Raw genomic sequence first — 23,868 nt, 5'->3', positions numbered from 1 at the left:
TTGAACTGCTGCCTGCGCGGCTCGAAATCAGGCACTGCGTCGTTCGTCAGGCCGGCAAGGGCGTCACGGTCTGCAGGGCACGGCGCCCGGCCAGGAAGGGCAGGCTCCAGTGCAGCGCCGGTGACTGGCCCTGCCCCAGCTCGGCCAGGACCAGGGCCAGGCCGGCATGACCTTCCAGCAGGCTCAGATCCGGGTCAGCCTCGGTTTCCAGCGACGCCAGGAGGCCGTCTTCGCCGTCCAGGGCATGCTGGCGCTGGAAGCGGGCGACCATCGCGACCCGCTGCGGGGCCAGTTGGCGCGTCAGCCAGGCCGAGCCGATGCTGCCGTGGCACAGCCATGCGTCAGAGAAGCCCAGGTTCGGCACAGGACGATGGGACAGGGACGCCAGCAGGCGCTCCGCCCAGGCCTCCAGGCCCGGATCCGCCAGGGCCTGCGCGGACAGCTGCAGCGCCGCGGCCGTTCCAAGGTCGCCATAGCACCAGGCGCAGCGCGATCCGCCCGGCTCTTCCGCCGCCACACCGAAATGCGCCGCCCCCCCCTGCTGCTCATAGCGCCTGAACGCCTGCAGGCAGCCCAGCAGGAGCTCGCGCCCCTGCGCAGCCCCGCTGGCGCCCGAGGCCCGCGCATAGGCCAGGGCCGCGAGCACGCCCGCCTGCCCATGTGCAACGCCGAGATCCGTGCAGCCCGTGGGGTGCACATCGCCCATTGGAAAGCCGCGTATCCAGCCGGCGGGGGTGAACCAGGAGAGGCCTCCCGCGCCGTCCGCTCGCGCCATGCCGGCCAGGCGTTGGAGGCAGGATTCGGCCAGGGGCAGTTCGCAGCCCTGCCCTTCGCGATAGGCTGCATAGACCAGAAGGCCGCTGAGTCCGCCGATCAGGTCGAAGTGCTCGGGCAGCCCGTCGCCGCTGTGCAGGCTGTGCAGCAGGTGCTCGTCCGCGTCCCGGGCCATCTCCTCGACCACGTCCAGCTGGTGGACGCGATCCAGCTCCAGGGCAGCCAGCAGCAGGCCCTGCATGCCCTGGAACAAGCCATGCGGGTAGCGCGGCAGCTGGGAGAGCAGGCGCATCAGCCGCTCGACCAGCCAGCCGGCGTCAAAGCTGGGCGCCGCGCCGCGCGCCACGGCCAGCTCGTCGAGCGCACCCAGCGCCAGCAGCTGCCCGGCGGCGCCGCGCGCGTAGGTGGCATCGCGCCAATCCTGGTCCAGCGCCAGGCGCAGCCGCCCGCGCACGGCCTCGATCAGGCGAAGCTCCGCCGGGTTCATGCCGCGGGCTCCACGGCGGCCACGGGGGCGCGCCGCGCCTGACGGCCACGCAGCAGACGCCGGGCGAAGTCATAGAGCAGGGTCTCGTGGCGGCGAGGCTCGCTGGGCGCGAGACGGTTGCAGTGCATGTGCAGCAGGCTTTCCAGGACGGACTCGCGCTGCAGCTCCGGCAAGGTCTCCAGATGAGCCTGCAGCGCCTGCAGGAGCTGCAGGCGGGCCGGCGCGTGGGCGGCATGCACAGCCTGCCAGCGCCCCAGGCTGCCCTCGCCCTTGTGCAGCCCTTCCAGCTCGCGCCTGAACTCCCGGAAGCGGGCCCCGATGGCCACCAGTGCCGCCGAGCGGCCCGCGCTGCCGGTCTGCTCCTCCAGGAACTGCCGGGCCAGCTTGTCCAGCAGCGCCTCGCGCCGCGCCGGATCAGGGCAAAGCAGGCCGGCATAGGAATCGAGGGAGGCCAGAGCATGGAGCCAGCGCGGCGGAGCCTCCGCGCCGGCCTCGCCGGCTGCGGCCTCGATGTCCAGCAGGGCGAGGAGCTCATCCGAATCCAAGGCGAAGAGCTGTTCGGCCAGGGCCATGCCCTGGGCACCGCCATAGCGCTCAATCTCCGGCAGGTAGTCGTCGGCCTGCACCCGCCACAGCAGGCCGCGCCGCTGAGCCTGCGCCAGGCTGGCCTGCAGTCGCTGGTGCAGCTGCACCAAGGTGTCTCGATCGACGGCGCGACAGCGCAGGCGCAGATGCTCGAAGCTGTCCTGGTAGCGCACGACGAACCAGGCCTTGAGCTGGCCCTGGGCCTGGGCCTCACGTATCAGTGGTGCGATGTGCTCGCGCAGCAGCCGGTCGGCATAGCCAGCCCCGGTGTAGAGGCGCAGATAGATCCAGTCCTCCAGGCAAGGGTGGCGCTCGCCTTCCGCCACCAGCGTTTGGCGCTGCGGATGCCAGGCTGCCGCCTGTGCCGGCCCGGGTGCGCTGCGCGGACGTTGCAGTGGCAGCAGCCACTCCTGGCTGTGCTGGTCGAAGGCCTGGTGCTGCTCGGCCGCGTTGAGAGCCAGGCATTCGTGCAGCAGGGCCTGCGGCAGCTTGATGATCTCGTCCAGAAGAAGGCCGACCGATCCGGGGTTGTCCAGGTCCACCGGCAGGTGGTTGTCGTGCTGGTCCCAAGTAGCGAAGCGGGGCAGGCCGCGCTCGGCCCGCCAGGCCGCCAGGCTGCCCTGGGCTGAAGCCTTGTTGAGCGCCTCGATGCCGGCGGCGTCCAGCGACCAGCGGGCACGCACCAGGATCAGGCCCTCGTAGGCCACCCGCGGCAGGAATGGGAGGTGCTGCACGGCCTGCGGCCAGGCAAAGCCCATCCAGGGGCCATCCTCGTCCTGCAGGCCGGCCAGGAATTCATAGGTTCCCAGTTGGCGGGCGCTGTAGTTGTGCGCGCTGCTCAGGCGCGGGATGACACGGCGACCGCTGCGCAGCTCGCGCAGCACGAAGCGATCGCCGACGAGCTGGATGCTGAGGTCGCTGAGCCACAGTTGCTGCTCGCGCGGCCTGTCGCTGCTCCCGGCATAGACCAGCTCGTGGCTGGCCAGTGCCGGGCGTCGCAGGATATTGAGCAGGCGGTCCTGGGGATGGTGGATCAGCTCGGCGTAGAGGCAGTCCGGCTGTTCGTCACGGCCCTCGCGGGCATAGCGGGCCGCGGCCTCGCCAAGCTGGGGGCTCAGATGGCAGAAGCGGGCGACCAGCTCCAGGCCGTTGCGTCCGCCCAGGCCGCGCAGCTCGAACTGCGGCGGCTGCCCAAGCGACGCTGGGAGGCGCGCGACCTGGGCGTACAGCCCCTCGGGCAGGGACGGTTCGGCCGGCTGGCCCAGGCTCTTGAGGTCCGCGGCGCTCAGCTCGATGGGCGCCGCCTGCCCGCCCTGCGCGAAGAGCCGGCTCAGCACCAGGCGCTCCAGTGGCAGCATGGGCAGGGCGCCGCCGCCCTCACCGCCTCCTGCCCCGCCCAGCTTCAAGCCCTCCAGCAGAGGCGAGGCCAGGCTGCCCCGGTTCGGATAGGGCAGACCCAGTTCCGGGTGCAGTGCATAGGCCAGGTTGACCTCGCGCTCCTCAAAGCGCTCGCGGAACAGGCGCTTGTAATCCTGCCGCTGGGCCGTGCGCCGCGCCGTGTGGACCATGACCTCCTGCAGCCGCGCCACCAGGCCGGCCACCAGGGCCGGATCCAGCTGCGCCGGGCGCGGATCCAGGGTGTCAATCTGCAGCACGCCCCGGCTGAGGTCCTCGCTGCCGATCTCGGCTTCGATGCGGGTACGCAAGGCCTGATAGGCCGGCACCAGCGACTCGGCGCTGTCCGCCCGGGACCGCAGGCCCTGCAGTTGGCGCTGGATGTCCAGCAGCGCCTCCAGGGCCGGATGGGGCGCCGTCCGGGAAAGGGCCTGGTCCAGGCTGCAGCCTGGGCTGGCCGTGGGCGCCAGCAGCGGCAGGAGCAGGCGGCGATCGATCAGCTCATGCAAGAAGGCCGCGGCTTCGGCCGGCTCGACCTCCAGCTGCCGGCACAGCAATCCGTTCAGCGCACCGAAGTCGCGCGGGGCCTGGGCGGCATCCAACAGCAGCTGCAGGGCCTCGCCATGAACCAGTTCAACGGCACGGTAGCTGCGCTGCCGGTTGGCCTGGTAGATCCAATCGACGTAGCTGAGGTGCTCGCCGCAGCGGACTGCCGTGTTGCTGATCTGCCAGCTCAGCCGCTCGCGCCAGCCGTGGTCCTGCAGGGCCCGCTCCAGCAGGCAGGCCTCCACGCCGCTGTCCAGGTGGATGCCGCGCTGCAGCGCATGCGTGGCCGGCGCCCCGGCGGCCGCTTCGCCAGACCCAATCGTCGCCAGTTGGACCTGGGCAAAGAGGCCGAAGGGCGTGCAACGGTAGGCCGCCCGGCTGAGGAAGCGCGCCAGGCTGGCCACCAGCTTCCTGCGCTCCGTCGGCAGGCGGCTGACCTCGCCTGTGCCCTGCCTCAGCTCCAGCAGGCGCGCGTGCAGGCTGGGGCTGGACACATACAGCCCTTCCTCCAGCCAGGGCTGGGCATACAGGGCCAGGATGAAGGACTCAGCATCCTGGCTCTGCTGCCAGTCCTGGAAATGCCGCAGGGGCAGCAGCGGGTGGCGCAGCAAGGCAAAGCCCGCCGGCGCGATCAGCTCTTTCATGGTCTCCCTCCGAGACGAAACTCGTAATGCCGGAGACCAAACCACCACACGCAAGCCAGGCTTTGGCTGCGGATCTCCGTCTTGCAAGATGTTCTGGCGCCGTGTCTCCAGCGCTCGCTACCAGACCCCGCACAGCCAAACAGCCGCAACACCAAGGGCACCATCCAACCGATTAGGTCAGCACCCCTCGTGTCAATACCGCCTGCCGCGCGTCCTTCCCGCCGGTGCTCACCCTCAGCGGGCAAGAAACCAATCAGAGTCCAGATTTAATAGTCGAATACCAATTTAATACCTGCGCAAATCCAGCGCAAGCATGGATTCCAGGACGGCGAGCGCTGCGCGGCCGCACCTGTCAGTTCTTACAGGTCAAGGGAGTGGCCGGGTTTCAGGCCGCGAACAGGGCGGGAGCGAGGGCGCCCACAGGAGAATGGGGCAACGCATGGCACGGGCACAGGTGAAACAGGACGAAATCCGGCAGGACGCCTGGGGGCGGCGCCAAGCCAGCCGGCGCCGGGATCAGGCGCGCTGTTGAGCGGCGGCCCGCAGGCCGTCGAGCCACTCGCGGTGGGAGGGCAGGCTCTCCACCAGGCGCCGCGCGCGCGCATCCACCTGCGCCAGCTGCTGACGGGCCTCGCGGCGCTCCGCCTCACCGATGGGGAAGCCGCGGGTCGCGAACTTCATGCCGTAGAGCACGTACAGGTAGTTCTCGACGCTGAAGAGCTCGAATCGGCTGCCGAAGTCCGTGGCCTGGGGCGGGGCAACGCGCCATTTCGCCAGGCGTTCCCGCAGCACCTCGGAGAGATGGCCGGGCTGGCGGTTGTCCAGCCAGAAGGCGGAGTCGCTGCGGTCCGACAGGTGGTAGTGCAGCTGGACGAAATCGATGATCCGTTCCCAGGCCTGGCCGGTGGCCTCGTTGAAGTGGCGGCGCAGCGCGGGCTCGTCGCCCTGCTGGCGGGGAAAATTCCGGGACAGCAGTTGCGCCGAAAAATCCGTCAGCAGGATGGAGGTGGCCTCCAGCGGCTCGACAAAGCCTTGAGCCAGCCCGAGCGCCACGCAGTTGTGGCTCCACAGCTGCTGGCGGTAGCCGATCTTCATGGCGATCTTGCGCGGCGCGAAGCCGGCCTCGGAGCGGCCCAGGTAGCGCGCGAAGGCGGCCACCGCCTCGTCCTCGCCCATGTAGGCGCTGGCGTAGACGAAACCCGTGCCGCGGCGCTGGGTCACGGGGATGTCCCAGATCCAGCCGGCGCGGTGTGCCGTCGCCAACGTGTAGGGCGCAATGGGCTCGTCGGGGCCAAAGGGCACTTGCTGGACCAGGGCGGTGTCTGTCAGCACCTGGTGGGACTTGTCCACGAAGGGCACCTTGAGCACGCCCTGCGTCAGCAGCGAGGCAAAGCCGCTGCAGTCGATGTAGAAATCGAAGGCCAGGCGCTCGCCGCTGCGGGTGCGCAGGGCCTCGATGCCGCCGTCGGCCGCGCGCTCGGCACCGACGATGGTGGCGACCCGGTGCCTGACTCCGAAACGCTGCTGCGCATTGCGCGAGAGGAGCTGCGCAAACTGCTGCGCGTTGACGTGATAGGCGTAGTCCACCTCACCCACATAGGGGCCCGACGACACCTGCTTGGGGCTGCGGCCGGCCTCGGAGAGGCGGGCCGCGACGGACACGCCATCGAAAGCCCGCTCGCTGCCCTCCTCCAGCCAACTGGGCGTCACGTCCATGCCGCCGGGGAAAGGCGACGCAAAGGCGTGGAGGTAGTGGTGAGCGGCGCCATGGCGGGCCGCATCCAGCCAGCCCTGAAAGCGAATGCCCGTCTTGAAGGTCGTCTCGCAGGACAGCATCAGCTCGGCCTCGCCAATGCCGAACTTTTGCAGCGACTGCTTGATGAAGGGCACCGTACCTTCGCCCACGCCGATGATGGGCACCTCGTCCGACTCGATGACCGTGATGCTCAACTCCGGGTCGGCCAGCAGCTCGCGCCCGAGGTGGTTGGCCGCCAGCCAGCCCGCGGTGCCGCCGCCGATGATGGCAATCGTCTTGATCTTCATGAGCTGGGATGCTGATTGGTATTTAAGTGGTAGTCAATTGCCATCTACCATGAGCTCGAAGCCCCCTGCCTAGCAGGGAGGAACTGGCGCCGTCTACCGCCAGCCTGCAGATCGCCCACTCCATCAGAACCTCGCAACTCTTGCAGTGTTGCCGTGCTCGGTTCTTTGCCATCCTTCCGCCGCGCCGGACCCTGAGGGGCCGGGGCCATCAGGCACCCGCCCTACCCCATGCCCGCCAAAGACGGGGCGGTGCGCTTGACCATGATCGGGGAAGGCAGCGGCGCCCAGGCAAGGGCACACGGCCACGTCAGAGGCGGGAATGAGGAACTATGCAGCGACAACACCTGCTTCTGGGGGCTCTGGCCCTGGCTTTCACGGGTGCGGCTCAGGCCGATTGGTCTCCGCGCATCCAATCCGGCCAGTATGTGGCAACCGTCTCCTATGGCGGCGGCAGCTTGAGCTACACGGAGGACTGGCGCAGCGGCGGCCCCTTGGGCACCATCGCCGGGCAGATGAAGGCCGTGCCCTACAGCATGCAGAACGGCCTGAACGAATTCATGCGAAAGTCGGCCGCCAGCCAGGGCGTCAACTTCCAGAGCGGCACGCTCTCCGGCGATGTCAACGTGCAGATCCAGCCCCAAGCCAACGGCACGGTGCTGATGACGCTGGGGGGCGTCCGCTATGACGCCTACACGCAGTTCAGCGGCAAGCGCTGGGGCGTCATCTCGTACAGCTGCGTCAACCATGCCTCCCTGGCCAATCTCCAGGTCACGGCCCAGTACGGTGCGGCGACCGGCGAGCTGCCTTCGGACAAGATCGGCGTCACCGCCAATGTGGGATCCTCGACCGACTGCGATTCCAACCTCAGCTGGATACTGCCCATCCTGGGCAACATCATCATCAACAAGGCCGAGGGCAAGATCGACCAGGGCGTACTGGACGGCGTCAAGGGCTCCCTGGGCATGGTCAAGGACAACCTCTTCTTCGGCCGCGACCAGAACTACCTGACGGGCCTGAACAAGCTGATCCCGGCCGACAAGGTCGTGACGCTGCCCAATGGCCAGACGTTCCCCATCGGCCAGTACGTCAACAACAACCTGGCCTACCTGATCGCCAACAGCCAGGTCAGCGTGCAGCTGGGCAAGGGCGCGGTGGTGCAGGGCGTCTATGGGACTGGCGAACCTACGGCCGACATCATCAGCGGCAACGTCATCACCCTGAATCTGAGCGCGCCAGGCATGAACTTCACGGTGAACCTCACCGAGAAGCTGAATGTGATGTGGCAGTGGAAATGCAGCCTGCGCGACCCGACCAAGTCCTGCCCCATCCCCTGATCGACCTCCGCGTCGTCAGCAGGGCCGGCTCGCAAGGGCCGGCCCTTTTTCTCGTGCCGCTCATCCCGTGCCGCTCCAGGCGCCCCTGCCAAGCTTGCCTCAGAGCTTCCAGTACCAGCCCCGCCGGTCCAGCGCCCATGCAATGACGCTCCACACCGCCACGAAGGCCAGGGCGAAGCTCAGGGACTGGACCTCGGGGCCGAAGGCCGTGCCGATGGGTGAGAACAACCCGCGGTACAGCGGCGCCATCCAGCCGAAGCCCTCGAGGAAGACCGTGCACATCCAGGCCCCCGCATAGGCCGCCAGGGCATTGACGCCGAAGGCCCGCCCCAGCGGCGGCAGGCCTTGGCGGTCCACCAGCTCGTAAGCCAGGGCCAGGGCCGCGAAGGCCCAGCCGCCGGTCCAGAGCACGAAGCTGGGGGTCCACAGCTGCTTGTTCCAGGGAACCCACTGTGCGCTCAGCGCCCCCAGCAGGAGCAGCAGGGCGGCGGGCAGCCAGAGACTGCGGCCGCGCCCCTGGCGCAGGCGTTCGCCAGCGATCAGCCCCAGCACCGTACTGGCCAGGGCCCCCAGGGTGCTCAGCAGGCCCTCCGGGTCATGGCCCCGGCCGGTGGCCGCGTCCCATTGGTAGTTCCAGGGCCCCAGGATCCGCGTGTCCAGGCGCGAGGCGAGATTGCTCGACGGCTCCCAGCCGCCGCCGCAGGCCATCAGGCCGCCATAGCCCAGCAGCAGCACGGCCAGAAGGCCCCAGCGCGCGCGCTCGCTGCGCCAGGCCGTGCCCAGCAGGGCGGCCAAGGCCAGGCACAGGCCGATGCGCTGCATCACGCCCATCAACCGGTAGCTGGGCTTGCCCATCAGCCACCATGCCAGCAGGTGCAGCACCAGTCCCAGCACGAAGACCTTGAGCGCCCGCTTCAGCAAGGGCGGCAGCAGGAGGCCAGCCGGCTCGCCGCGGCTCCAGCGCCCGCCCGTGGCCAGGCTCAGGCTGGCGCCGGCGATCAGCAGGAAGAAGGGGAAGATGAGGTCGGTGGGTGTGCAGCCATTCCAGGCGGCGTGCTCCAGGGGCCAGAACACATGGTCCCAGTCGCCGGGGTTGTTGACCATCAGCATGGCGGCCACGGTGAGGCCGCGCAGGGCATCGACAGAGGCCAGACGGGAGGTCGCAGTCATCGGGGAGGTCACAAAGGCTCGGGGCTCAGAAGTCGCAGCGGCTTTCCAGCGCGGGCAGGGCGGCAGGCACGGTGTCCTCGCGAGCCCGGCCCTGGCGACGGTAGGCGGCCACGGCCGATTCGACCTGCCGCGGGCTCAGCAGCTCGTTGCGGGCGTGGAAGACCCAGTCCACGTCCTGCTCGTAGCGGCGCGCCGGGCCGCCCGCAGGCAGCAGCCCGCCGGGCGAGAACCACTGGTTGAAGTTGATGGACAGGGGCACCACGGGATAGTTGCGCCCGCCATGCTCGGCGACCTGGCGGCCGTCCAGGAACAGGCGCACGCGGCCGCCGCCCACCTGCATCAGCAGCACATGCCAGGCCGCGTCGCCCGCCCCCAGTGCGCCCATCTCCTCATGCGAGCCGTTGTAGGCCAGCCAGGGCTCGATGCGCACGGTCTGCCAGCTGATGCCGTAGAGCCGCGTCTTCTCGCTGCCCCAGCCGCCGTTGGGCAGGTACTCCCAGTCGATCTCGCTGAACTCGGGGTCGAAGTCGTGGCGCAGGGGTGCCACGGCATAAAAGGTCTGGACGACGGGATCGCCGTCCGCGCCCTGCACCGGCGTATCACTGAAACGGACACGCGCCGCGTAAGTGCCTTCCAGGAACTTGCGCTGCTGGCACAGCTGGGCCTGGCGGGTGCCGGGGCCGGTGCCATCGGTCTCGGCCACCAGGCGCAGCAGGCGATTGCCCTTCTGCGCGGGGTCGTCGAGCAGGCGCAGCTGGGACTCACCCCACTGCGCGCCTGGAACGCCGGGATGGCCAGGTGCCGTTCGGGCCGTCCAGCCGGCGGCACGCAGGCCGGCCAGCTCGGCATCGCTGAAGTCGTCAAAAAAGCGGCCGGCCCCGCCCTGTGCGGTGGCCGGCCCAAGAGACAAGGCAAGCACAAGGCCTACCACATGAAGACTCAGGGAGCGCATGGCAAGCAGCTCAGCGGCTCGCCGGCAAGGCATCCGATCCGGCCGCGGCCTGCGGGTCGGCCGCCGCCTCGCCTTGCGGGAAGCGGACGAAGAAGAACAGCAGCAGGGCCGGCACACCGCAGGCGATGGTCCAGAGGAAGAAGCGCTCGTAGCCCAGGGCCAGCTGCACGTCGCCGCTGAAGGATCTCGCCAGGATGAAGCCCAGCTGCATCACGCCCGAGCCCAGCGCGTAGTGCGCGGTCTGGAAGCGGCCGGGGGCCACGACCTGCATGATGAAGAGGATCATGCCGACGAAGCCGAAGCCGTAGCCGAACATCTCCAGCGCGATGGCCGCGCCGATGTGCACGATGTCGGTCGGGTGCGCCGCCGCCAGGTAGTAGAAGGTGACGCTGGGCACGGCCATGGCCAGCAGCAGCACCGGCATGGCTCGGCGCAGGCTCAGCCTCGAGGTGAAGTAGCCGCCGAGGATGCTGCCCACCAGGAAGGCCGCCGTGCCCACGGTGCCATAGACGCCGCCCGTCTGCTCCTGCGTCAGGCCCAGGCCGCCCTTCTCGCGCGCCTCCAGCAGGAACAGCGGACCGATGGTCTGGACCTGTCCTTCCGCCAGTCGGAACAACACGATGAAGAGCATGAAGACCCAGATACCGGGCTTGCGCAACAGGTCGGCGACCACCTCGACCAGCGTCTGCCAGACGGCCGACGCTCCACCCTTGGGTGCCTGCGCCGGCAGTGGGTTGGGCAGCGCAAAGGCGTTGTAGCTGGCCAGCAGCGCCAGCAGCACGCCCAGCATCACGAAGATCGTCGTCCAGGCATTGCTCAGGCCGAAGCGCTCGGCCAGCAGGCCCGCCAGGATCAGCAGGCCGCCCTGCGTGAGGAACTTGGAGGCGTTGAAGAAGGCGCCCTGCCAGCCCGCATAGGCCGCTTGCTCCTTGTCCGACAGCGAGGCCATGTAGAGCCCGTCGCAGGCGATGTCATGCGTGGCAGAGGCATAGGCCAGCACGAAGAACACCGCCAGCGAGGCTGCGAACCAGCTGGGCAGCTGCAGGGTCAGCGCCACCGCCAGCAGGCCGGCTGCGCCCAGGAACTGCATGCTCACCACGATGCGTTTCTTGCTGGGGATCAACTCCAGGAAGGGGCTCCACAGCGGCTTGAAGGCCCAGGCCAGGCCGATGAGGCTGGTCCAGCGCGCGATCTGGTCGTTTTCCACGCCCAGCTTCTTGTACATCATGCTGGCGATCAGCATGACCACGAAGAACTGCAGGCCCTGCACGAAGTACAGGCTGGGCACCCAGCGCAGGGGGCTGGTCGTAGAAGAGTCCTGGATCGCGCTCATGGCTTGTCCTTGTTGTTGTTCGAGGCGGGCCTCAGCCCAGGCTCACCGGCGAGGTCGCCGAGGCCACCAGCTCACCCTGCAGCCAGCTCTTCAAGGCCGCCAGCGCGCCGTCGGCATAGCCCCAGCTGATGACGGTGGCCCCCTGCACATCGAGGGCCTGGAAGGGGTTCCACAGCACCAGGTGCAGGTCGGGCTGCCACTGGCCAGCGTTGGCGCCGTAGCGCAGGCGGTGCGTGGAGGCGACGATGGTCTTGCGGCCATCGCGCGGCACGTCGGCCCAGTCCAGGCCCAGCAGGTCGTCCAGCATCACGATCTCGGCGTCCGAGAAGCCGCTGAAGAGACCGGCGATCTGCGCGCCGGTCGGGCCGGCCTCGCTGACCATGTCGGTCGGAACATCGGTCTGCACGTAGACGCGAATCGGGGCATCCAGCGCCGGGGCCTGGGCCGCTCGCAGGGCCGTGAGGCCGCGCGCCCAGGCCTCGGCCATCAGCGCGCCATCGGCCTCGCGCACGGCGCCGCCGTACGCATCGTGGACCACCGGGTAAGCCTTTGCCAGGCGGTCCAGGCGATCGCGCGCACGCGCGCCCTGCTCCGCCGTCAGCTCGCCGCGGGCGAAGGCCTCGCGCAGGGCGCGCAAGGACTGCCCCTGCTCTTCCAGCGAGCCCTGGGCCAGGATCATGTCGGCACCAGCCTGCAGGGCCAGCACGGCGGCGCGATCGTAGCCATAGCGTTCGCAGATGGCCTTCATCATCAGCGCATCGGTGATCACCACGCCCTCGTAGCCCCACTCCTTGCGCAGGATGCCGCCCAGGATGGTGGCGGACAGCGTGGCCGGGTACTCGGGGTCGATCTGCGGGTAGACGATGTGCGCCGTCATCACCGCCGGCGCGATCTCGCGCAGGGCGTGAAAGGGGCGCAGCTCCAGGGCGTCGAGCTCGGCACGGCTCTTGTCCACCGTGGGCAGGGCCAGGTGCGAGTCCACATGCGTGTCGCCATGGCCGGGGAAATGCTTGACGCAGCAGGCCACGCCCTCGCGCAGCGAGCCCCACATCCAGGCGCCGGCCAGGCGGGTGACCTCGTCGGCGCGCTCGGAAAAGCTGCGCTCGGCGATCACCGGGTTGGCGGGGTTGTTGTTGATGTCCAGGACCGGGGCGAAGTTCCAGTTCACGCCGATGCTGCGCAGGCCGCGGGCCACGGCGGCGCCCACGCGCTCGCACAACTCGCTGTCGCCCGCCGCGCCGAGGGCCATGGCCGAGGGCGCCTGCGGCAGGAAGGTGGCGCGCACCACGGAGCCGCCTTCCTGATCGAGGCCGATCAGGGCGTTCGGGCCCATGACCTCGCGCAGCTGGCGGGTCAGTTGGCGGACTTCTTCCTCCGTGCCCAGGTTCTTGCGGAACAGACAGACGGCGCGGATGCGGTGCTCACGCAGGAAAGCCGCGGTGGCCGGGTCCAGGGTCTTGCCCTGGATATCGACCATCACCAGCTGGCCGGCGTCCTCGGGCGTGAATGCTTGGGCTTGGGTCATGAGGGCGCCTCGCTCAGTGGGTCTTGGTGACCTTGGCCAGGTGGCGCGGTTGGTCGGGGTTCAGACCGCGGGCGCGGGCCAGGGCCTCGACCATGGGATAGAAGCTCTGAATGGCGGCGATGGGGTCGAGATCCTCATTGCCCGTGCAGGCCAGTTCCAGCTCGGCGCCGGGCGTGCCGGCCGGGGCGGCCAGCAGGACGCGGGCGCCACGGCCGCGCATCTCCTCAGCCAGGGCCACGAGGCCGGCCTGGGCCGGGCCGCGGGGCGCGAAGACCAGCAGCGGATAGCCCTCTTCGACCAGGGCCATGGGGCCGTGCTTGACCTCGGCGCCCGAGAAGGCCTCGGCCTGGATACCGCAAGTTTCCTTGAACTTCAAGGCCGCCTCCAACGCGATGGGCAGGCTGGTGCCGCGGCCGATCACGAAGAGCTTGTCGGCGCCGCGCAGCGCGTCCACGGCGCTGTCCCAGCGCAGGCCGGCGGCCTTCACGAGATCGTCGGGCAGCTGCTGCAGGGCGGCGGCGAGGTCCTCGTCCCCCTGCCATGCGGCGACGACGCGGGCGCCAGCCACCAGCTGGGCGATGTAGCTCTTGGTCGCGGCCACGCTGTTCTCGGGGCCAGCGTGCAGGGAGAACACATGCTCGGCCGCCTCGGCCAGCGGCGAGCCGGCGGCATTCACGAAGGCCACGGTGCGTGCACCGCCGTCGCGGAAGAAGCGCGTGGGCGCGACCAGGTCCGGGCTCTGGCCCGATTGCGAGAAGGCCAGGGACACCAGGCCCTCGCAAGCAATCTTGCTCTGGTACAGCGTGATCAGGGACATGGGCAGCGAGGTGACCAGGCGGCCCAAGCGCGCCATCACGAGGTAGGCCATGTAGTGGGCGGCGTGGTCCGAACTGCCACGCGCGACGGTCAGCAGGCTGCTGGGCGGCGCGTCGCGCAGCGATTCACCCAGGGCCGCATAGGCGTTCTGATCAGCGGCCAGCTGGCGCGCGACGGCCGCGGGCGCCGCCAGGCACTCTTCCAGCATGCGGGTCTTGATATCAAGCGAGGTCAATTCCATCTCCTTCAACGACCACGCCTTGCACCTGCAAATCACGGTCCAGCACCACAAAATCCGCCCACGCGCCCACGGCCAGGCGGCCGCGATCGCTGAGTCCCAGGTAATCCGCTGCGTAGGTCGAGACGCGACGCGAGGCGTCCGCCATCTCCAGCCCCAGCCCGACCAGGTTGCGCAGGGCCTGGTCCATGGTCAGCGTGCTGCCGGCCAGCGTGCCATCGGGCAGGCGCACGCCGCCCATGCACTTGGTGACGCGGTGGCGGCCCAGGCTGTATTCGCCATCGGGCATGCCGGCGGCAGCCGTCGAGTCGGTCACGCAGAAGAGGCAGGGAATGGAGCGCAGCGCCACGCGCACGGCCCCCTCGTGCACATGCAGCAGATCGGGAATGATCTCGGCATAGCGCGCATGGGCCAGCGCCGCGCCCACCATGCCGGGCTCGCGGTGGTGCAAGCCCGTCATGGCGTTGAAAAGGTGGGTGAAGCCGCCGGCGCCGCGCTCCAGGGCCTCGACGCCGTCCTCATAAGTGCCCAGGGTGTGGCCGATCTGCACCTGGAAGCCGGCCGCGCGCAGCTGCTCGGTGAGATCCAGATTGCCCGGCAGCTCGGGCGCCAGCGTGATCAGGCGGATAGGGGCCAGGCCATGCAGTGCCTGCACCTCCGCCAGTTGCGCGGCGCGGGCGAAGTCGGGCTGGGCGCCCAGCTTGCCGGGGTTGATGTAGGGCCCTTCGAGGTGCACGCCCAGCACGCGGGCGGCCTGGGGCTCGCGCTCGCTGCACACCGGGCCCAGGGCAGCCAGGGCCGCGCGGATCTCGTCCATGGGCGCGGTCATGGTGGTGGCCAGCAGCGAGGTCGTGCCATGACGCACGTGGAGGCGGGCGATCTGCCGGGCGGCGTCCCCGCCTTCCATGGTGTCCCGGCCGCCGCCGCCGTGCACATGCACGTCGATGAAGCCGGGGAGGATCAGGGGCAGATCCTGAGATCCGTGGCGGACCTCGTACTCGGTGACCGCCTCGCCCTCGATCCGGGTGATGCGGCCTCCTTGATGCTCCAGCACACCGCGGATGAATCCCGCAGGTGTCAGTACGAATCCGTCAGTGCGCTGTGCGTCGGTCATCCATCCCGCCTCATCTCCGCAACGAAGTCGTAGTAGTCGCTGCGGCAGTACGAATGGGTCAGCTCCACGGCCTGACCCGATTCCAGATAGCCCACCCGTGTGATGAACAGCACGGCCTGACCCACGGGCACTTCCAGAAGGCTGGCGAGGCGGGAGTCGGCATTGATGGCTCGAATGTGCTGGAGCGCGCGCACCGGGGCGCCACCCAGCCGGCCCAGGTGCTCGTAGAGCGAGGCGCTGACGGACTCGGGGTCCGGCAGCACCGCCTCGGGCAGCACGCTCACTTCGTAGGCCATGACCACGGCATCGGCCAGGCGCAGGCGCTCCAGGCGCGCCACGCGCTGGCCGGTGGTCAGGCCCAGGGAGAGTTGTTCGTCCGGCGCCGCCAGGGAGAAGCCGCGCGTCAGCCAGCGCGAGCTGGGCTTGAAGCCGCGCTGGTGCAGCTCCTCGGAGAAGCTGGTCAGGCGCGACAGCGGCTGCTCCAGCTTGGGGGCGATGTAGTTGCCGGACCCACGCTTGCGGATGATCAGGCCCTGCTCGACCAGGCGGTCGATGGCCTTGCGCGCGGTCACGCGCGAGAGATCCAGGGACTCGGACAGCACCCGCTCGGAGGGCAGGGCTTCATCGGCCTGGTAGTGGCCTTCGCGGATCGCCTGCGCCAGCTTGTGCGCCAGCTGCATGTACAGCGGCGAGGCGGCTTCGGGGTCAGGCTTGAATTGGAACGGCAGCTTTGTCATCGTGTACCCGTCTTGTCGTTGAGTGCACTGCCGACCAAGAGCAGTGCGCCGTCGGCCGAATCTCCTTGGGACTCGACGCAACGGGCACGAATGTTGCCTGAGAAATGGGCCAAAAGACGCCTGGCGATGCTGCCGGCCAGGGCGAGGGGCAATTCCTCCTGCGGATCCAGGCACAGCGCCAACTGCTCCAGGGCCCTCACGGCCTGCTCGCGCAGGGCCTGGGCGGCGGCGTCGCCGGCGTCGGCCGCATCCAGCACCAGCGGCGCCAGCGTCGCAAAGCCATGCTGGCCGGCGGCCACGCACCAGGCAAGGATGGACTCGCGGTCATTGCCCGCCACGGCCCACACGCGGCGGGCCAGCTCGCTGACCGGCACCCGCCCGTCCAGGGCCTGCTGGGCATGACCCATGGCGCGCAGGCCCAGCCAGGCGCCACTGCCCTCATCTCCGGTGATCCAGCCCCAGCCCGAGGCGATGGCCCGTGAGCCATCGGCCCGCAGCACCTCGCCCACGGTGCCGGTGCCGGCCGCCACCACGGCGCCCGGGTGGCCGCCATGGGCCCCCAGCACGGTGGTGAAGCCGTCGTTCTCCAGCAGCACGGCCGCGAAGCCGGGCTGCGTGCGGATGAAGTCCTGCGCGTCCGCCAGCACATTGGCCCCTGACAGGCCGGCGCCCAGCGCGCATTCGGCCAGCGGCAACGACGGCAGGCCAGCCTGGGCGGCCGCCTGCTGCAGGGCGTCCTGGATGTGGCGCCAGGCCTGGGCCACGCCCTGCCCCAGCGCCGAAGGGCCGGCCTCGCCCTGACCCAGCACACGGCCGGCGGCGTCCGCCAGCTTGACCCGCGTGCCGGTACCGCCGCCATCCACCCCCACGTGGTAGCGCACCGCGGCCAGCGCTTCAGCGCGCGCCAGGGTGTGATGCAAAGGCAGGGGCTTGTTCATAGTAATACCAGTTTAGTACCAGAATTAGCCAAGCGTCAATTGGTATTGCACTGGCTTACATTCAAATCCCCCCATCAAGCCGACCACCCGGCGATGCCTGGCTTTGATGACGATTTCACGGGGTAGCAGACAGGTGCGCACGGGTATCGCACCAAATGGAACAATACCAGTTTAGAACCAAGCGCGGCATGGGGCTGGCCCCAGGGTCAACCCGGGGTCAGCGCGGCCTTCACGGGCCGGAAATCAGGGCGTGTCGATCTGCAGCAGGAACATGCCGATGCCGGCGGAGCCATAGTGCCAACCGACGAACTGCTCAGGCGCCGCGGCTGGAGAAGCCACGCGCCAGCGGTCCCACCACTGCAAGGCCTGCGGCTGCGAGCGCACAGCCGTTTCCAACAGCAGGATGGCGGCCGCCTCCGCTTCGGCACGGTACCGAGGCTCATAGGCCGAGGCTCTCAGCAGCACGCGCCCCACGGAGCCGACACCCGTGTGCCAACCCAGCTCGAATTCAGCGCTGTCAGCTGACATCGGCCAGTAATGCCCCCGTCCCTTCGGAAGCGTCCGTGCCTGTGCGGCCAGCCAGCTCGCACCGGCCAGCGCATGCTGCAGATAGAGAGGCTCGCCGCTGGCTTCATAGGCATTGAACAGCTGCTCCACCACCCCGCCTGCGCCAAAGCAGTAGGCAGGAAACTGTGGGCTGTCCGCCAGATCCTCTCGCCGCCAGCTTTCGCCCTGCGGCCGCGGCTCCGCCCGGTTGACCAGCCCCGTGGCCACCTGCAGATAGCGCTGGCGATAGAGCGCCTTGCCCGTCACCTGGTGCAGTCGCTTCAGAAAGGGCATCACGCCGGCACTTCCGCCACACCAGGCGTGATAGACGAACTGGTCGCTGGCCAGTCGCCTGTAGCCGACACCACCCGGCTCCAGCGGCAGCTTTTGACTCTCCAACCAGACGAAAGCGGCCTCGGCCAGATCCAGGTATTGCAACTCTCCAGTCGCCTCGTGCAGGGCCAGGAGAAACTCGCCGATGCCCGCGGCGCCGTGCGCCTTGCCCGTGTAGCGCTTGGGATGATCTGGAGCGTGCTTCCAGTACACCCCTGCCCCCTCGTGGTGTGCCTGGCCCGCCAGGTACTGCCCGGCCCTGCGGGCGCCGAGGAGAAAGCGCGCCTGACCTGTGGCGCGATGCAACGCCAGCATGTACTCGCCCGTCCCCGCCGCTCCCGCGAGCCAGTCCGGCCCGTTGAACTCCCCTGCCGCATAACGGGACAGGATGAAGTCGCCCGCCTGGATCGCCAGCGCCTGGTGGGCCGGCTCACCAGTCTTCTCGGCCAGCGCCAGGAGGAACATGCCAACACCGGCCGCCCCGTTTTCGAGCCCGGTGGCCGGCGCCGGTTGCCTGTCCGAGGCCGGCCATGCCAGCCCAGCATCCTGTTGCTGGGCATGGGCGGCGAACCAGCGGCCCACGGATTCCGCCGCCACTCGAGCTTGCTGGCGCAGCGAACTGCCGAACAGCGCCGGATCATTCAAGGCCCACTCGCCCGCGCCCGGCGAGGACGGGGCGGCCGGTGGCGGCGTGGCAACGCCACCGCCCGCCGACCCACCCGAGCCCCCGCCACAGCCCGCCATCCACAGAAGCAGCAGCAAACTCAGCCTTCGCATCCTCATCTCAGTTCCTCACCTGGATGGTTTCCGTGGCGCGGGCACTCAGGCCCGTCGCGTCGGTGACCGTGATCTGCACGGTGTAGGCCCCGTCGGGCCACAGGCGGCGGCCATCGGCCAGCAGCTCCGTGGTGTCCCAGTCCTGGTCCTGAGGCCGGGCGTCACCGACCTCCGTCAGGCCCTGATGCAGATGGTTGAGAAGGTAGTAGCTGAACCCCGTGCGCCACTGGACATCCCCACCCAAGGCCTCCGGCACCTTGAAAAGGAATTGGGCCTGCCGCGCCTTGCGCTGCGGCGACTGCAAAAAGCCCTGGATGCCGAAGCGTGTGAAATCGAAGCGCCCCGACTTGAGCACCCGGCCGCTGCCATCGCTGATCTCCCAGGCGATGAGCGATGGCGCCAGGCGCTGGACAGGCACGGCCCCTGGCACGGGATTGGCGTAGCTGCCGCGATCCCGCAAGGCTGCCACGATGTCCACACGTCCGGAAACAGTGCTGCCGCTGCCCCTGCCCAACAGTTCCTCGCTGCCCGATCGCAGATACAGCAAGGGGGACTGGATCTCCGGCGGCTCGGCATCCTTCAGCACCAAGAGCGGCGTCGGATCGCGCGCCAGATAGTTCTCCCCCCAGCCCTGTCCGGGCACCGCCCTGGCCCGGTTCAGATGGAGGTGCTGCAGGCCGTCGCGGAAGTCCACCACGGCCAGTTGCTGCCCATTGCGCACCGGGTCTCCCAGCTTCACGCGGACCTGCCCAACGTGCACGTACATCCAGCACCAGCCCTCGCCCTGGGTGTCTTCAACGACCAGCATCTCGCCGTTGCCGGCGCTGCCGCGGTAGACGACCCGACCATCCGCCATGGCATACAGCGGCGTGCCATTGGGCAGAACGATGTCCAGCCCGTCGTGCAGATACATGCTCTCGGGTGTGCCGTTCCCCTGGTAAAGGCCGAAGTTGTTGCTGACCCACAGTGTCGACATCAGACGCTCATGGGCCGCAGCGTCCATCGAAGGGCCGTGATGTGGCCAATGGACTTTGCCCACAGGCATGCTGACCTGGTAGTCCAGGTTCACCGAGTCCGCGGGCTGCGCAGCGCCCGATGCAGGCCCGCCCCCCGCCGATCCTCCGCCACAGCCGGCCAGCAGCCCGGCAACAAGAATAACCACGCCCCAGGCCGCAGCCCGCACACTCGCCATCATCAAAAGCCTCCCCTGGTCTGCCCGGGTCATGGGCCGCGATCCTCGGGGTCACGCGCGCAGCCGGGCTCCGCCGATTGCACCGGAATTCTCTTGGGCACACATCAGGGAAGTTATGCAGAGCAGCGCATCTTGTGCGAACCCAAGCCCACCCCTTCGGCAGCGCCGCTGCGGAGCGCCTCAGGGGCGCCAGTCCAGACTCTGTCCGCGCTGTTCCAGCCAGTCCCGTGCGGCGGAGAAATGGCCGCAGCCGATGAAGGGCAGGGGCGGCCGGGTGGCGGAGAGCGGCGAGGGATGGTTGGCCTGCAGCACCCGATGCTGCGGACCGGCCGCGGCGATCAGCGGGCCCTTGGCCTGGGCATGAGCGCCCCACAGCAGGTAGACCTTGGGTGCGGCGTGTGCGGCCGTGGCCGCGATCAGCGCATCGGTGAGAGCTTCCCAGCCTTTCTTGGCATGGCTGCCCGCCGCGCCCTCCTCCACGGTCAGCGAGGTGTTGAGCAGAAGCACGCCCTGATGTGTCCAGGCGATCAGGTGGCCGTCGCGCGCCGGCGGCTGGCCCAGGTCGCGCTGCAGCTCCTTGTAGATGTTGCGCAGCGAGGGCGGCAGCTTCTGGCCCGGCGGCACGGAGAACGCCAGGCCCTCGGCCTGCCCGGCGCCATGGTACGGATCCTGGCCCAGGATGACCACGCGCACCTGCTCCAGCGGCGTCAGGCTCAGCGCCCGCAAGGGCTGGGCCGGGAACACCGTGGCGCCCTCGCGCTGGCGCCGCTCGACGTAGGCGACCAGGGACTGGCCTTCGGCGCTTTGGCGCCACCCTTGCACCACGGTCTGCCAGCCGGGCGACAGCGTCGCGGCATCCAGCACTTCGCCCAGCGGGCGCGCGAGGGCATTGGGCGCCAGGGCGGCGCCGTCCTCGTCCAGCAGCGAGGCCTGCATCAGGCGAACAAGGCCGCCAGGGCCTCGCCGGGTTCGGGGGCGCGCATGAAGGCCTCGCCCACCAGGAAGGCGTGCACGCCGTGGTCGCGCATGCGCTGCACGTCGGCACGCTGCAGGATGCCGGACTCGGTCACCAGCAGGCGATCCGCCGGCACGCGGTCCAGCAGGCCCAGGGTGGTGTCCAGCGTGACCTCGAACGTGCGCAGGTTGCGGTTGTTGATGCCCACCAGCGGCGTCTTCAGGCGCAGGGCGCGGTCCAGCTCTGCGCCGTCGTGGACCTCGACCAGCACGTCCAGCCCCAAGTCCAACGCGCAGGCTTCGAGGTCCGCCATCAGCGCGTCGTCGAGGCTGGCGGCGATCAGCAGCACGCAGTCCGCGCCCATGGCCCGGGCCTCGACGATCTGGTACTCGTCCACCATGAAGTCCTTGCGCAGCACCGGCAGCGTGCAGGCGGCGCGGGCGGCCTGCAGGTACTCAGTCGCGCCCTGGAAGAAGGGGCGGTCGGTCAGCACGCTCAGGCAGGCCGCGCCATGGCGGGCGTAGCTCTGCGCGATCTCGGCGGGGCGGAAGTCCTCGCGCAGCACGCCCTTGCTGGGGCTGGCCTTCTTGATCTCGGCGATGACGCCGCTGCGGCCGGCCGCGATGGCGCTGCGCAGCCCGGCCACGAAGCCCCGTGTGGGGCCTTGCGCCGCGGCCGCTTCGCGCAGACTGGCGAGGGAGCGCAACGCGCGTGCAGCCGCCACTTCCTCGTGCTTGACGGCGTTGATCTTGTTCAGGATGTCGGACATGTCTTTGCCTTGATTCAGGAATTCGGGTGCCCAGGGCCTTGCTGGCTCACAAGCTGAGCCCCTCCCGGCGCATCTGCAGCCGCGCTGCCAGCGCGTCGGCGATCTGGCTCACCAGTTGGTGCTCCTCGCGGCTGGCGCCGCCGCGGGTCTCCAGCACGCGAAGAGCCTTGCCGCCGTCCTCGTGACGGAACTCCAGCGCAAGCGAACGGCGCTTGGAGCCGCCCACGCAGTACAGGCCCCAGCCGGGGCCGTCCACGCGGCGCGGCTCGCCGTCGATGCCCACGGGACCAAGCTGGCGTGAGGCGAAGTCCAGGCGCCAGCCCAGGTGCTCGCGCCTCAGCAGGCCCCAGGCAGCCATGCCGGCCACCACCAGGCCCAGGGCCAGCCAGCCGGCGCCCGTGCGCCAGGCCTCGGGCAGCAGGGGCACGCCCCACAGGCCCAGCGCCGTGCCCGCGAGGCCCAGGCCCCAGGACAGCGGATGCACCTCCACGCGCGGCAGCAGCACCTGGTCCGCCTGCGGGATCTCGTCCCGCAGGCGCCGGAACAGTGCGGCGCTGGATCTCATGCCGCGAGCGAGCGCGTCGTGGCCACGAACTGATCAAGCTTGGCCCGCGCCGCGCCGCTGCGGATAGCCTCGCGGGCGCGTTCGATGCCGTTGCCGATGCTATCCGCCACATTGGCGGCGTAGAGCGTGGCGCCGGCGTTGAGCAGCACGATGTCGCGCGCAGGACCGGCTTCGTCAGCCAGAGCGCCGAGCAGCATCTGGCGGCTGTCCTCGGGACCAGCCACCTTCAGGCTGCGGTTGGAGGCCATAGCCAGGCCGAAGTCCTCGGGGTGGATCTCGTACTCGCGGATCTCACCGTTTTTTAGCTCGCCCACCTGCGTGCCCGCGCCCAGCGAGATCTCGTCCATGCCGTCCTTGCCATAGACGACCACGGCATGCTCGGCGCCCAGGCGCTGCATCACGCGCACCTGGATGCCGACCAGGTCCGGGTGGAACACGCCCATCAGGATGTTGGGCGCGCCGGCCGGGTTGGTCAGCGGTCCCAGGATGTTGAAGATCGTGCGCACGCCCAGCTCCTTGCGCACCGGGGCGATGTTCTTCATGGCCGGGTGGTGGTTGGGGGCGAACATGAAGCCGATGCCGCACTGGGCCACGCTGGCCGCCACCTGCTCGGGGTTCAGCATGATGTTGGCCCCCAGGGCCTCCAGCACGTCGGCGCTGCCAGTCTTGCTGGAGACGCTGCGATTGCCGTGCTTGGCCACCTGCGCGCCGGCCGCAGCCGCGACGAACATCGAGCAGGTGCTGATGTTGAAGGTGTGGGCACCGTCGCCACCGGTGCCCACCACATCGACCAGATGCGGTTTGGGGCCCAGCGGCACCTTGACGGAGAACTCGCGCATCACCTGCGCGGCGGCGGTGATCTCGCCGATGGTCTCCTTCTTGACGCGCAGGCCGATCAGCAGAGCCGCGGCCATCACGGGCGACATCTCGCCGCTCATGATGCGGCGCATCAGGGTCAGCATCTCGTCGTGGAAGATCTCGCGGTGCTCGATGGTCCGCGTCAGGGCTTCGTTATCGGTGATGGGCATGGCGGTTCCCGTTCAGGCTTTGAAGTAGTCGCGGACGGCGGCGATGGCGCGGTCCACGCCCGCCGCATCGACGTCCAGATGGGTCACGAAGCGCAGGCGGTACAGGCCGGTGGCCAGCACGCCGCGCTCCTTCAGGAAGGGCAGCAGGCCGGCTGCGCGATCAGCATCGCTGACGTCGGCGAAGACAATGTTGGTCTGCGGTGCCTCGATGGCAAGACCTGGCACCCCGGCCAGGCCCTCGGCCAGGCGGCGGGCCAGGGCGTGGTCCTCGGCCAGGCGGCGCACGTGGTGGTCCAGCGCATGATGGGCCGCAGCGGCCAGCAGGCCCGCCTGGCGCAAGCCGCCGCCGGCCATCTTGCGCCAGCGATGGGCGCTCTTGATGAAGTCGCGCGAGCCGCACAGCACCGAGCCCACCGGGGCACCCAGGCCCTTGGAGAAGCACACGGAGACGCTGTCGAAGTGACTGCAGATGCGGCGCGCCGCGGCGTACGGATCCGCTGCATCCACAGCCACGGCCGCGTTGAAGAGCCGCGCGCCATCAAGGTGGCGGACGAGGCCGCGACGCTGCGCGAGCTCCGAGGCCGCGGCCAGGTAGTCCATGGGCAGGACCTTGCCGCCGATGGTGTTCTCCAGCGTCAGCAACCGGGTTCGGGCGAAGTGGGCGTCGTCGGGCTTGATGTTGGCCTCGATGTCGGCCAAGAGCAGGCTGCCATCCGGCTGCTGCGCCAGAGGCTGCGGCTGGATAGAGCCCAGCACCGCCGCACCGCCACCTTCCCAGCGGAAGGTGTGGGCCATCTGGCCGACGATGTATTCGTCTCCGCGCTGGCAGTGGCTCATCAGCGCGCAGAGGTTGCTCTGCGTGCCCGTGGGCATGAAGAGCGCCGCCTCGAAGCCCAGGCGCGCGGCCAGGTCCTCCTGCAGGGCGTTGACGCTGGGGTCGTCGCCGAAGACGTCGTCACCCAGCGGCGCAGCCCACATGGCCTCGCGCATGGCCGGCGTGGGCCGGGTCACTGTGTCGCTACGCAAGTCAATCATGGCCTGGCTACTCCTTGGCAAACATGCGCTGGCCCGC

At 69.4% G+C, this 23,868-nt stretch carries 19 protein-coding genes; 1 reads left to right on the top strand and 18 read right to left on the bottom strand.

Going from position 1 to position 23,868, the window contains the following annotated elements; all coding sequences use genetic code 11:
• Window positions 1–46 precede the first annotated feature (46 nt).
• From H5407_RS08180 to H5407_RS08170, 3 genes are all read right to left on the bottom strand, one after another.
• On the bottom strand, window positions 47–1,261 hold the full coding sequence (locus H5407_RS08180) for a lanthionine synthetase LanC family protein (protein ID WP_183103967.1): 1,215 nt from the start codon (window positions 1,259–1,261) through the stop codon (window positions 47–49).
• Complete coding sequence (locus tag H5407_RS08175) at window positions 1,258–4,431, bottom strand: lantibiotic dehydratase (RefSeq protein WP_183103966.1); 3,174 nt, start codon at window positions 4,429–4,431, stop codon at window positions 1,258–1,260. The genes H5407_RS08180 and H5407_RS08175 overlap by 4 nt, the downstream gene beginning before the upstream one ends.
• A 516-nt stretch (window positions 4,432–4,947) precedes the next feature.
• On the bottom strand, window positions 4,948–6,474 hold the full coding sequence (locus tag H5407_RS08170) for a tryptophan halogenase family protein (RefSeq protein ID WP_183103965.1): 1,527 nt from the start codon (window positions 6,472–6,474) through the stop codon (window positions 4,948–4,950).
• A gap of 329 nt (window positions 6,475–6,803) precedes the next feature.
• On the opposite strand from H5407_RS08170, the gene H5407_RS08165 reads away from it, so the two are divergent.
• Window positions 6,804–7,808: a hypothetical protein gene (locus H5407_RS08165; RefSeq protein ID WP_183103964.1), complete on the top strand. Its 1,005-nt coding sequence runs from the start codon at window positions 6,804–6,806 to the stop codon at window positions 7,806–7,808.
• 99 nt (window positions 7,809–7,907) lie between these two features.
• Here H5407_RS08165 and H5407_RS08160 read toward each other — a convergent pair whose 3' ends face one another.
• The 15 genes from H5407_RS08160 to ltaE all read right to left on the bottom strand — a co-directional run bounded on the left by H5407_RS08160 (window position 7,908) and on the right by ltaE (window position 23,831).
• Window positions 7,908–8,978: an acyltransferase family protein gene (locus tag H5407_RS08160; RefSeq protein ID WP_183103963.1), complete on the bottom strand. Its 1,071-nt coding sequence runs from the start codon at window positions 8,976–8,978 to the stop codon at window positions 7,908–7,910.
• Window positions 8,979–9,003: 25 nt separating this feature from the next.
• Complete coding sequence (locus H5407_RS08155; protein WP_183103962.1) at window positions 9,004–9,930, bottom strand: glycoside hydrolase family 16 protein; 927 nt, start codon at window positions 9,928–9,930, stop codon at window positions 9,004–9,006.
• 10 nt (window positions 9,931–9,940) lie between these two features.
• On the bottom strand, window positions 9,941–11,263 hold the full coding sequence (locus tag H5407_RS08150) for an MFS transporter (RefSeq protein ID WP_183103961.1): 1,323 nt from the start codon (window positions 11,261–11,263) through the stop codon (window positions 9,941–9,943).
• A 31-nt stretch (window positions 11,264–11,294) separates the two neighbouring features.
• Window positions 11,295–12,788: a beta-N-acetylhexosaminidase gene (nagZ, locus tag H5407_RS08145; RefSeq protein ID WP_183103960.1), complete on the bottom strand. Its 1,494-nt coding sequence runs from the start codon at window positions 12,786–12,788 to the stop codon at window positions 11,295–11,297.
• A gap of 13 nt (window positions 12,789–12,801) precedes the next feature.
• Window positions 12,802–13,845, bottom strand: a complete 1,044-nt coding sequence (locus H5407_RS08140; RefSeq protein ID WP_404935607.1) for an SIS domain-containing protein — start codon at window positions 13,843–13,845, stop codon at window positions 12,802–12,804.
• A complete protein-coding gene (nagA, locus tag H5407_RS08135) occupies window positions 13,826–14,956 on the bottom strand; it encodes an N-acetylglucosamine-6-phosphate deacetylase (protein WP_183103959.1) in 1,131 nt (376 codons plus the stop codon). The genes H5407_RS08140 and nagA overlap by 20 nt, the downstream gene beginning before the upstream one ends.
• A complete protein-coding gene (locus H5407_RS08130) occupies window positions 14,953–15,693 on the bottom strand; it encodes a GntR family transcriptional regulator (protein ID WP_183103958.1) in 741 nt (246 codons plus the stop codon). The genes nagA and H5407_RS08130 overlap by 4 nt, the downstream gene beginning before the upstream one ends.
• Window positions 15,690–16,631, bottom strand: coding sequence for a BadF/BadG/BcrA/BcrD ATPase family protein (locus tag H5407_RS08125; protein ID WP_183103957.1), 942 nt, complete (start codon window positions 16,629–16,631; stop codon window positions 15,690–15,692). Before H5407_RS08125 ends, H5407_RS08130 begins: the two co-directional genes overlap by 4 nt.
• 243 nt (window positions 16,632–16,874) lie before the next feature.
• The gene (locus tag H5407_RS08120; protein ID WP_183103956.1) at window positions 16,875–18,155 is read right to left on the bottom strand and encodes a lanthionine synthetase LanC family protein; all 1,281 of its coding nucleotides are present in this window, start codon (window positions 18,153–18,155) and stop codon (window positions 16,875–16,877) included.
• A gap of 139 nt (window positions 18,156–18,294) precedes the next feature.
• On the bottom strand, window positions 18,295–19,482 hold the full coding sequence (locus H5407_RS08115) for a M23 family metallopeptidase (protein ID WP_183103955.1): 1,188 nt from the start codon (window positions 19,480–19,482) through the stop codon (window positions 18,295–18,297).
• A gap of 177 nt (window positions 19,483–19,659) precedes the next feature.
• The gene (locus H5407_RS08110) at window positions 19,660–20,415 is read right to left on the bottom strand and encodes a uracil-DNA glycosylase (protein WP_183103954.1); all 756 of its coding nucleotides are present in this window, start codon (window positions 20,413–20,415) and stop codon (window positions 19,660–19,662) included.
• The gene (gene trpC / locus H5407_RS08105) at window positions 20,415–21,203 is read right to left on the bottom strand and encodes an indole-3-glycerol phosphate synthase TrpC (protein WP_183103953.1); all 789 of its coding nucleotides are present in this window, start codon (window positions 21,201–21,203) and stop codon (window positions 20,415–20,417) included. Before trpC ends, H5407_RS08110 begins: the two co-directional genes overlap by 1 nt.
• A gap of 46 nt (window positions 21,204–21,249) precedes the next feature.
• Entirely contained in the window at window positions 21,250–21,768 is a 519-nt protein-coding gene (locus tag H5407_RS08100) for a hypothetical protein (protein ID WP_183103952.1), read from the bottom strand.
• Window positions 21,765–22,796, bottom strand: a complete 1,032-nt coding sequence (gene trpD, locus H5407_RS08095) for an anthranilate phosphoribosyltransferase (protein WP_183103951.1) — start codon at window positions 22,794–22,796, stop codon at window positions 21,765–21,767. The genes H5407_RS08100 and trpD overlap by 4 nt, the downstream gene beginning before the upstream one ends.
• 12 nt (window positions 22,797–22,808) lie before the next feature.
• The gene (gene ltaE, locus H5407_RS08090) at window positions 22,809–23,831 is read right to left on the bottom strand and encodes a low-specificity L-threonine aldolase (protein WP_183103950.1); all 1,023 of its coding nucleotides are present in this window, start codon (window positions 23,829–23,831) and stop codon (window positions 22,809–22,811) included.
• Window positions 23,832–23,868 lie beyond the last annotated feature (37 nt).

This window comes from Mitsuaria sp. WAJ17 (assembly GCF_014174515.1).
Taxonomy (GTDB): domain Bacteria; phylum Pseudomonadota; class Gammaproteobacteria; order Burkholderiales; family Burkholderiaceae_C; genus Roseateles_B.
The sequence above is the reverse complement of the archived record's forward strand: the minus strand, read 5'-3'. Positions and strand labels throughout refer to the sequence as shown.

What these genes read in the sequence shown, in the direction of transcription:
- H5407_RS08110 (WP_183103954.1), bottom strand. Translation starts at nt 20,415, where the DNA reads ATGCAGGCCTCGCTGCTGGACGAGGACGGCGCCGCCCTGGCGCCCAAT.
- H5407_RS08125 (WP_183103957.1), bottom strand. Translation starts at nt 16,631, where the DNA reads ATGAACAAGCCCCTGCCTTTGCATCACACCCTGGCGCGCGCTGAAGCG.
- ltaE (WP_183103950.1), bottom strand. Translation starts at nt 23,831, where the DNA reads ATGATTGACTTGCGTAGCGACACAGTGACCCGGCCCACGCCGGCCATG.
- H5407_RS08170 (WP_183103965.1), bottom strand. Translation starts at nt 6,474, where the DNA reads ATGAAGATCAAGACGATTGCCATCATCGGCGGCGGCACCGCGGGCTGG.
- H5407_RS08180 (WP_183103967.1), bottom strand. Translation starts at nt 1,261, where the DNA reads ATGAACCCGGCGGAGCTTCGCCTGATCGAGGCCGTGCGCGGGCGGCTG.
- H5407_RS08150 (WP_183103961.1), bottom strand. Translation starts at nt 11,263, where the DNA reads ATGAGCGCGATCCAGGACTCTTCTACGACCAGCCCCCTGCGCTGGGTG.
- H5407_RS08100 (WP_183103952.1), bottom strand. Translation starts at nt 21,768, where the DNA reads ATGAGATCCAGCGCCGCACTGTTCCGGCGCCTGCGGGACGAGATCCCG.
- nagZ (WP_183103960.1), bottom strand. Translation starts at nt 12,788, where the DNA reads ATGACCCAAGCCCAAGCATTCACGCCCGAGGACGCCGGCCAGCTGGTG.
- H5407_RS08175 (WP_183103966.1), bottom strand. Translation starts at nt 4,431, where the DNA reads ATGAAAGAGCTGATCGCGCCGGCGGGCTTTGCCTTGCTGCGCCACCCG.
- trpD (WP_183103951.1), bottom strand. Translation starts at nt 22,796, where the DNA reads ATGCCCATCACCGATAACGAAGCCCTGACGCGGACCATCGAGCACCGC.
- H5407_RS08115 (WP_183103955.1), bottom strand. Translation starts at nt 19,482, where the DNA reads ATGATGGCGAGTGTGCGGGCTGCGGCCTGGGGCGTGGTTATTCTTGTT.
- H5407_RS08130 (WP_183103958.1), bottom strand. Translation starts at nt 15,693, where the DNA reads ATGACAAAGCTGCCGTTCCAATTCAAGCCTGACCCCGAAGCCGCCTCG.
- H5407_RS08155 (WP_183103962.1), bottom strand. Translation starts at nt 9,930, where the DNA reads ATGCGCTCCCTGAGTCTTCATGTGGTAGGCCTTGTGCTTGCCTTGTCT.
- trpC (WP_183103953.1), bottom strand. Translation starts at nt 21,203, where the DNA reads ATGTCCGACATCCTGAACAAGATCAACGCCGTCAAGCACGAGGAAGTG.
- H5407_RS08160 (WP_183103963.1), bottom strand. Translation starts at nt 8,978, where the DNA reads ATGACTGCGACCTCCCGTCTGGCCTCTGTCGATGCCCTGCGCGGCCTC.
- H5407_RS08140 (WP_404935607.1), bottom strand. Translation starts at nt 13,845, where the DNA reads ATGGAATTGACCTCGCTTGATATCAAGACCCGCATGCTGGAAGAGTGC.
- nagA (WP_183103959.1), bottom strand. Translation starts at nt 14,956, where the DNA reads ATGACCGACGCACAGCGCACTGACGGATTCGTACTGACACCTGCGGGA.
- H5407_RS08165 (WP_183103964.1), top strand. Translation starts at nt 6,804, where the DNA reads ATGCAGCGACAACACCTGCTTCTGGGGGCTCTGGCCCTGGCTTTCACG.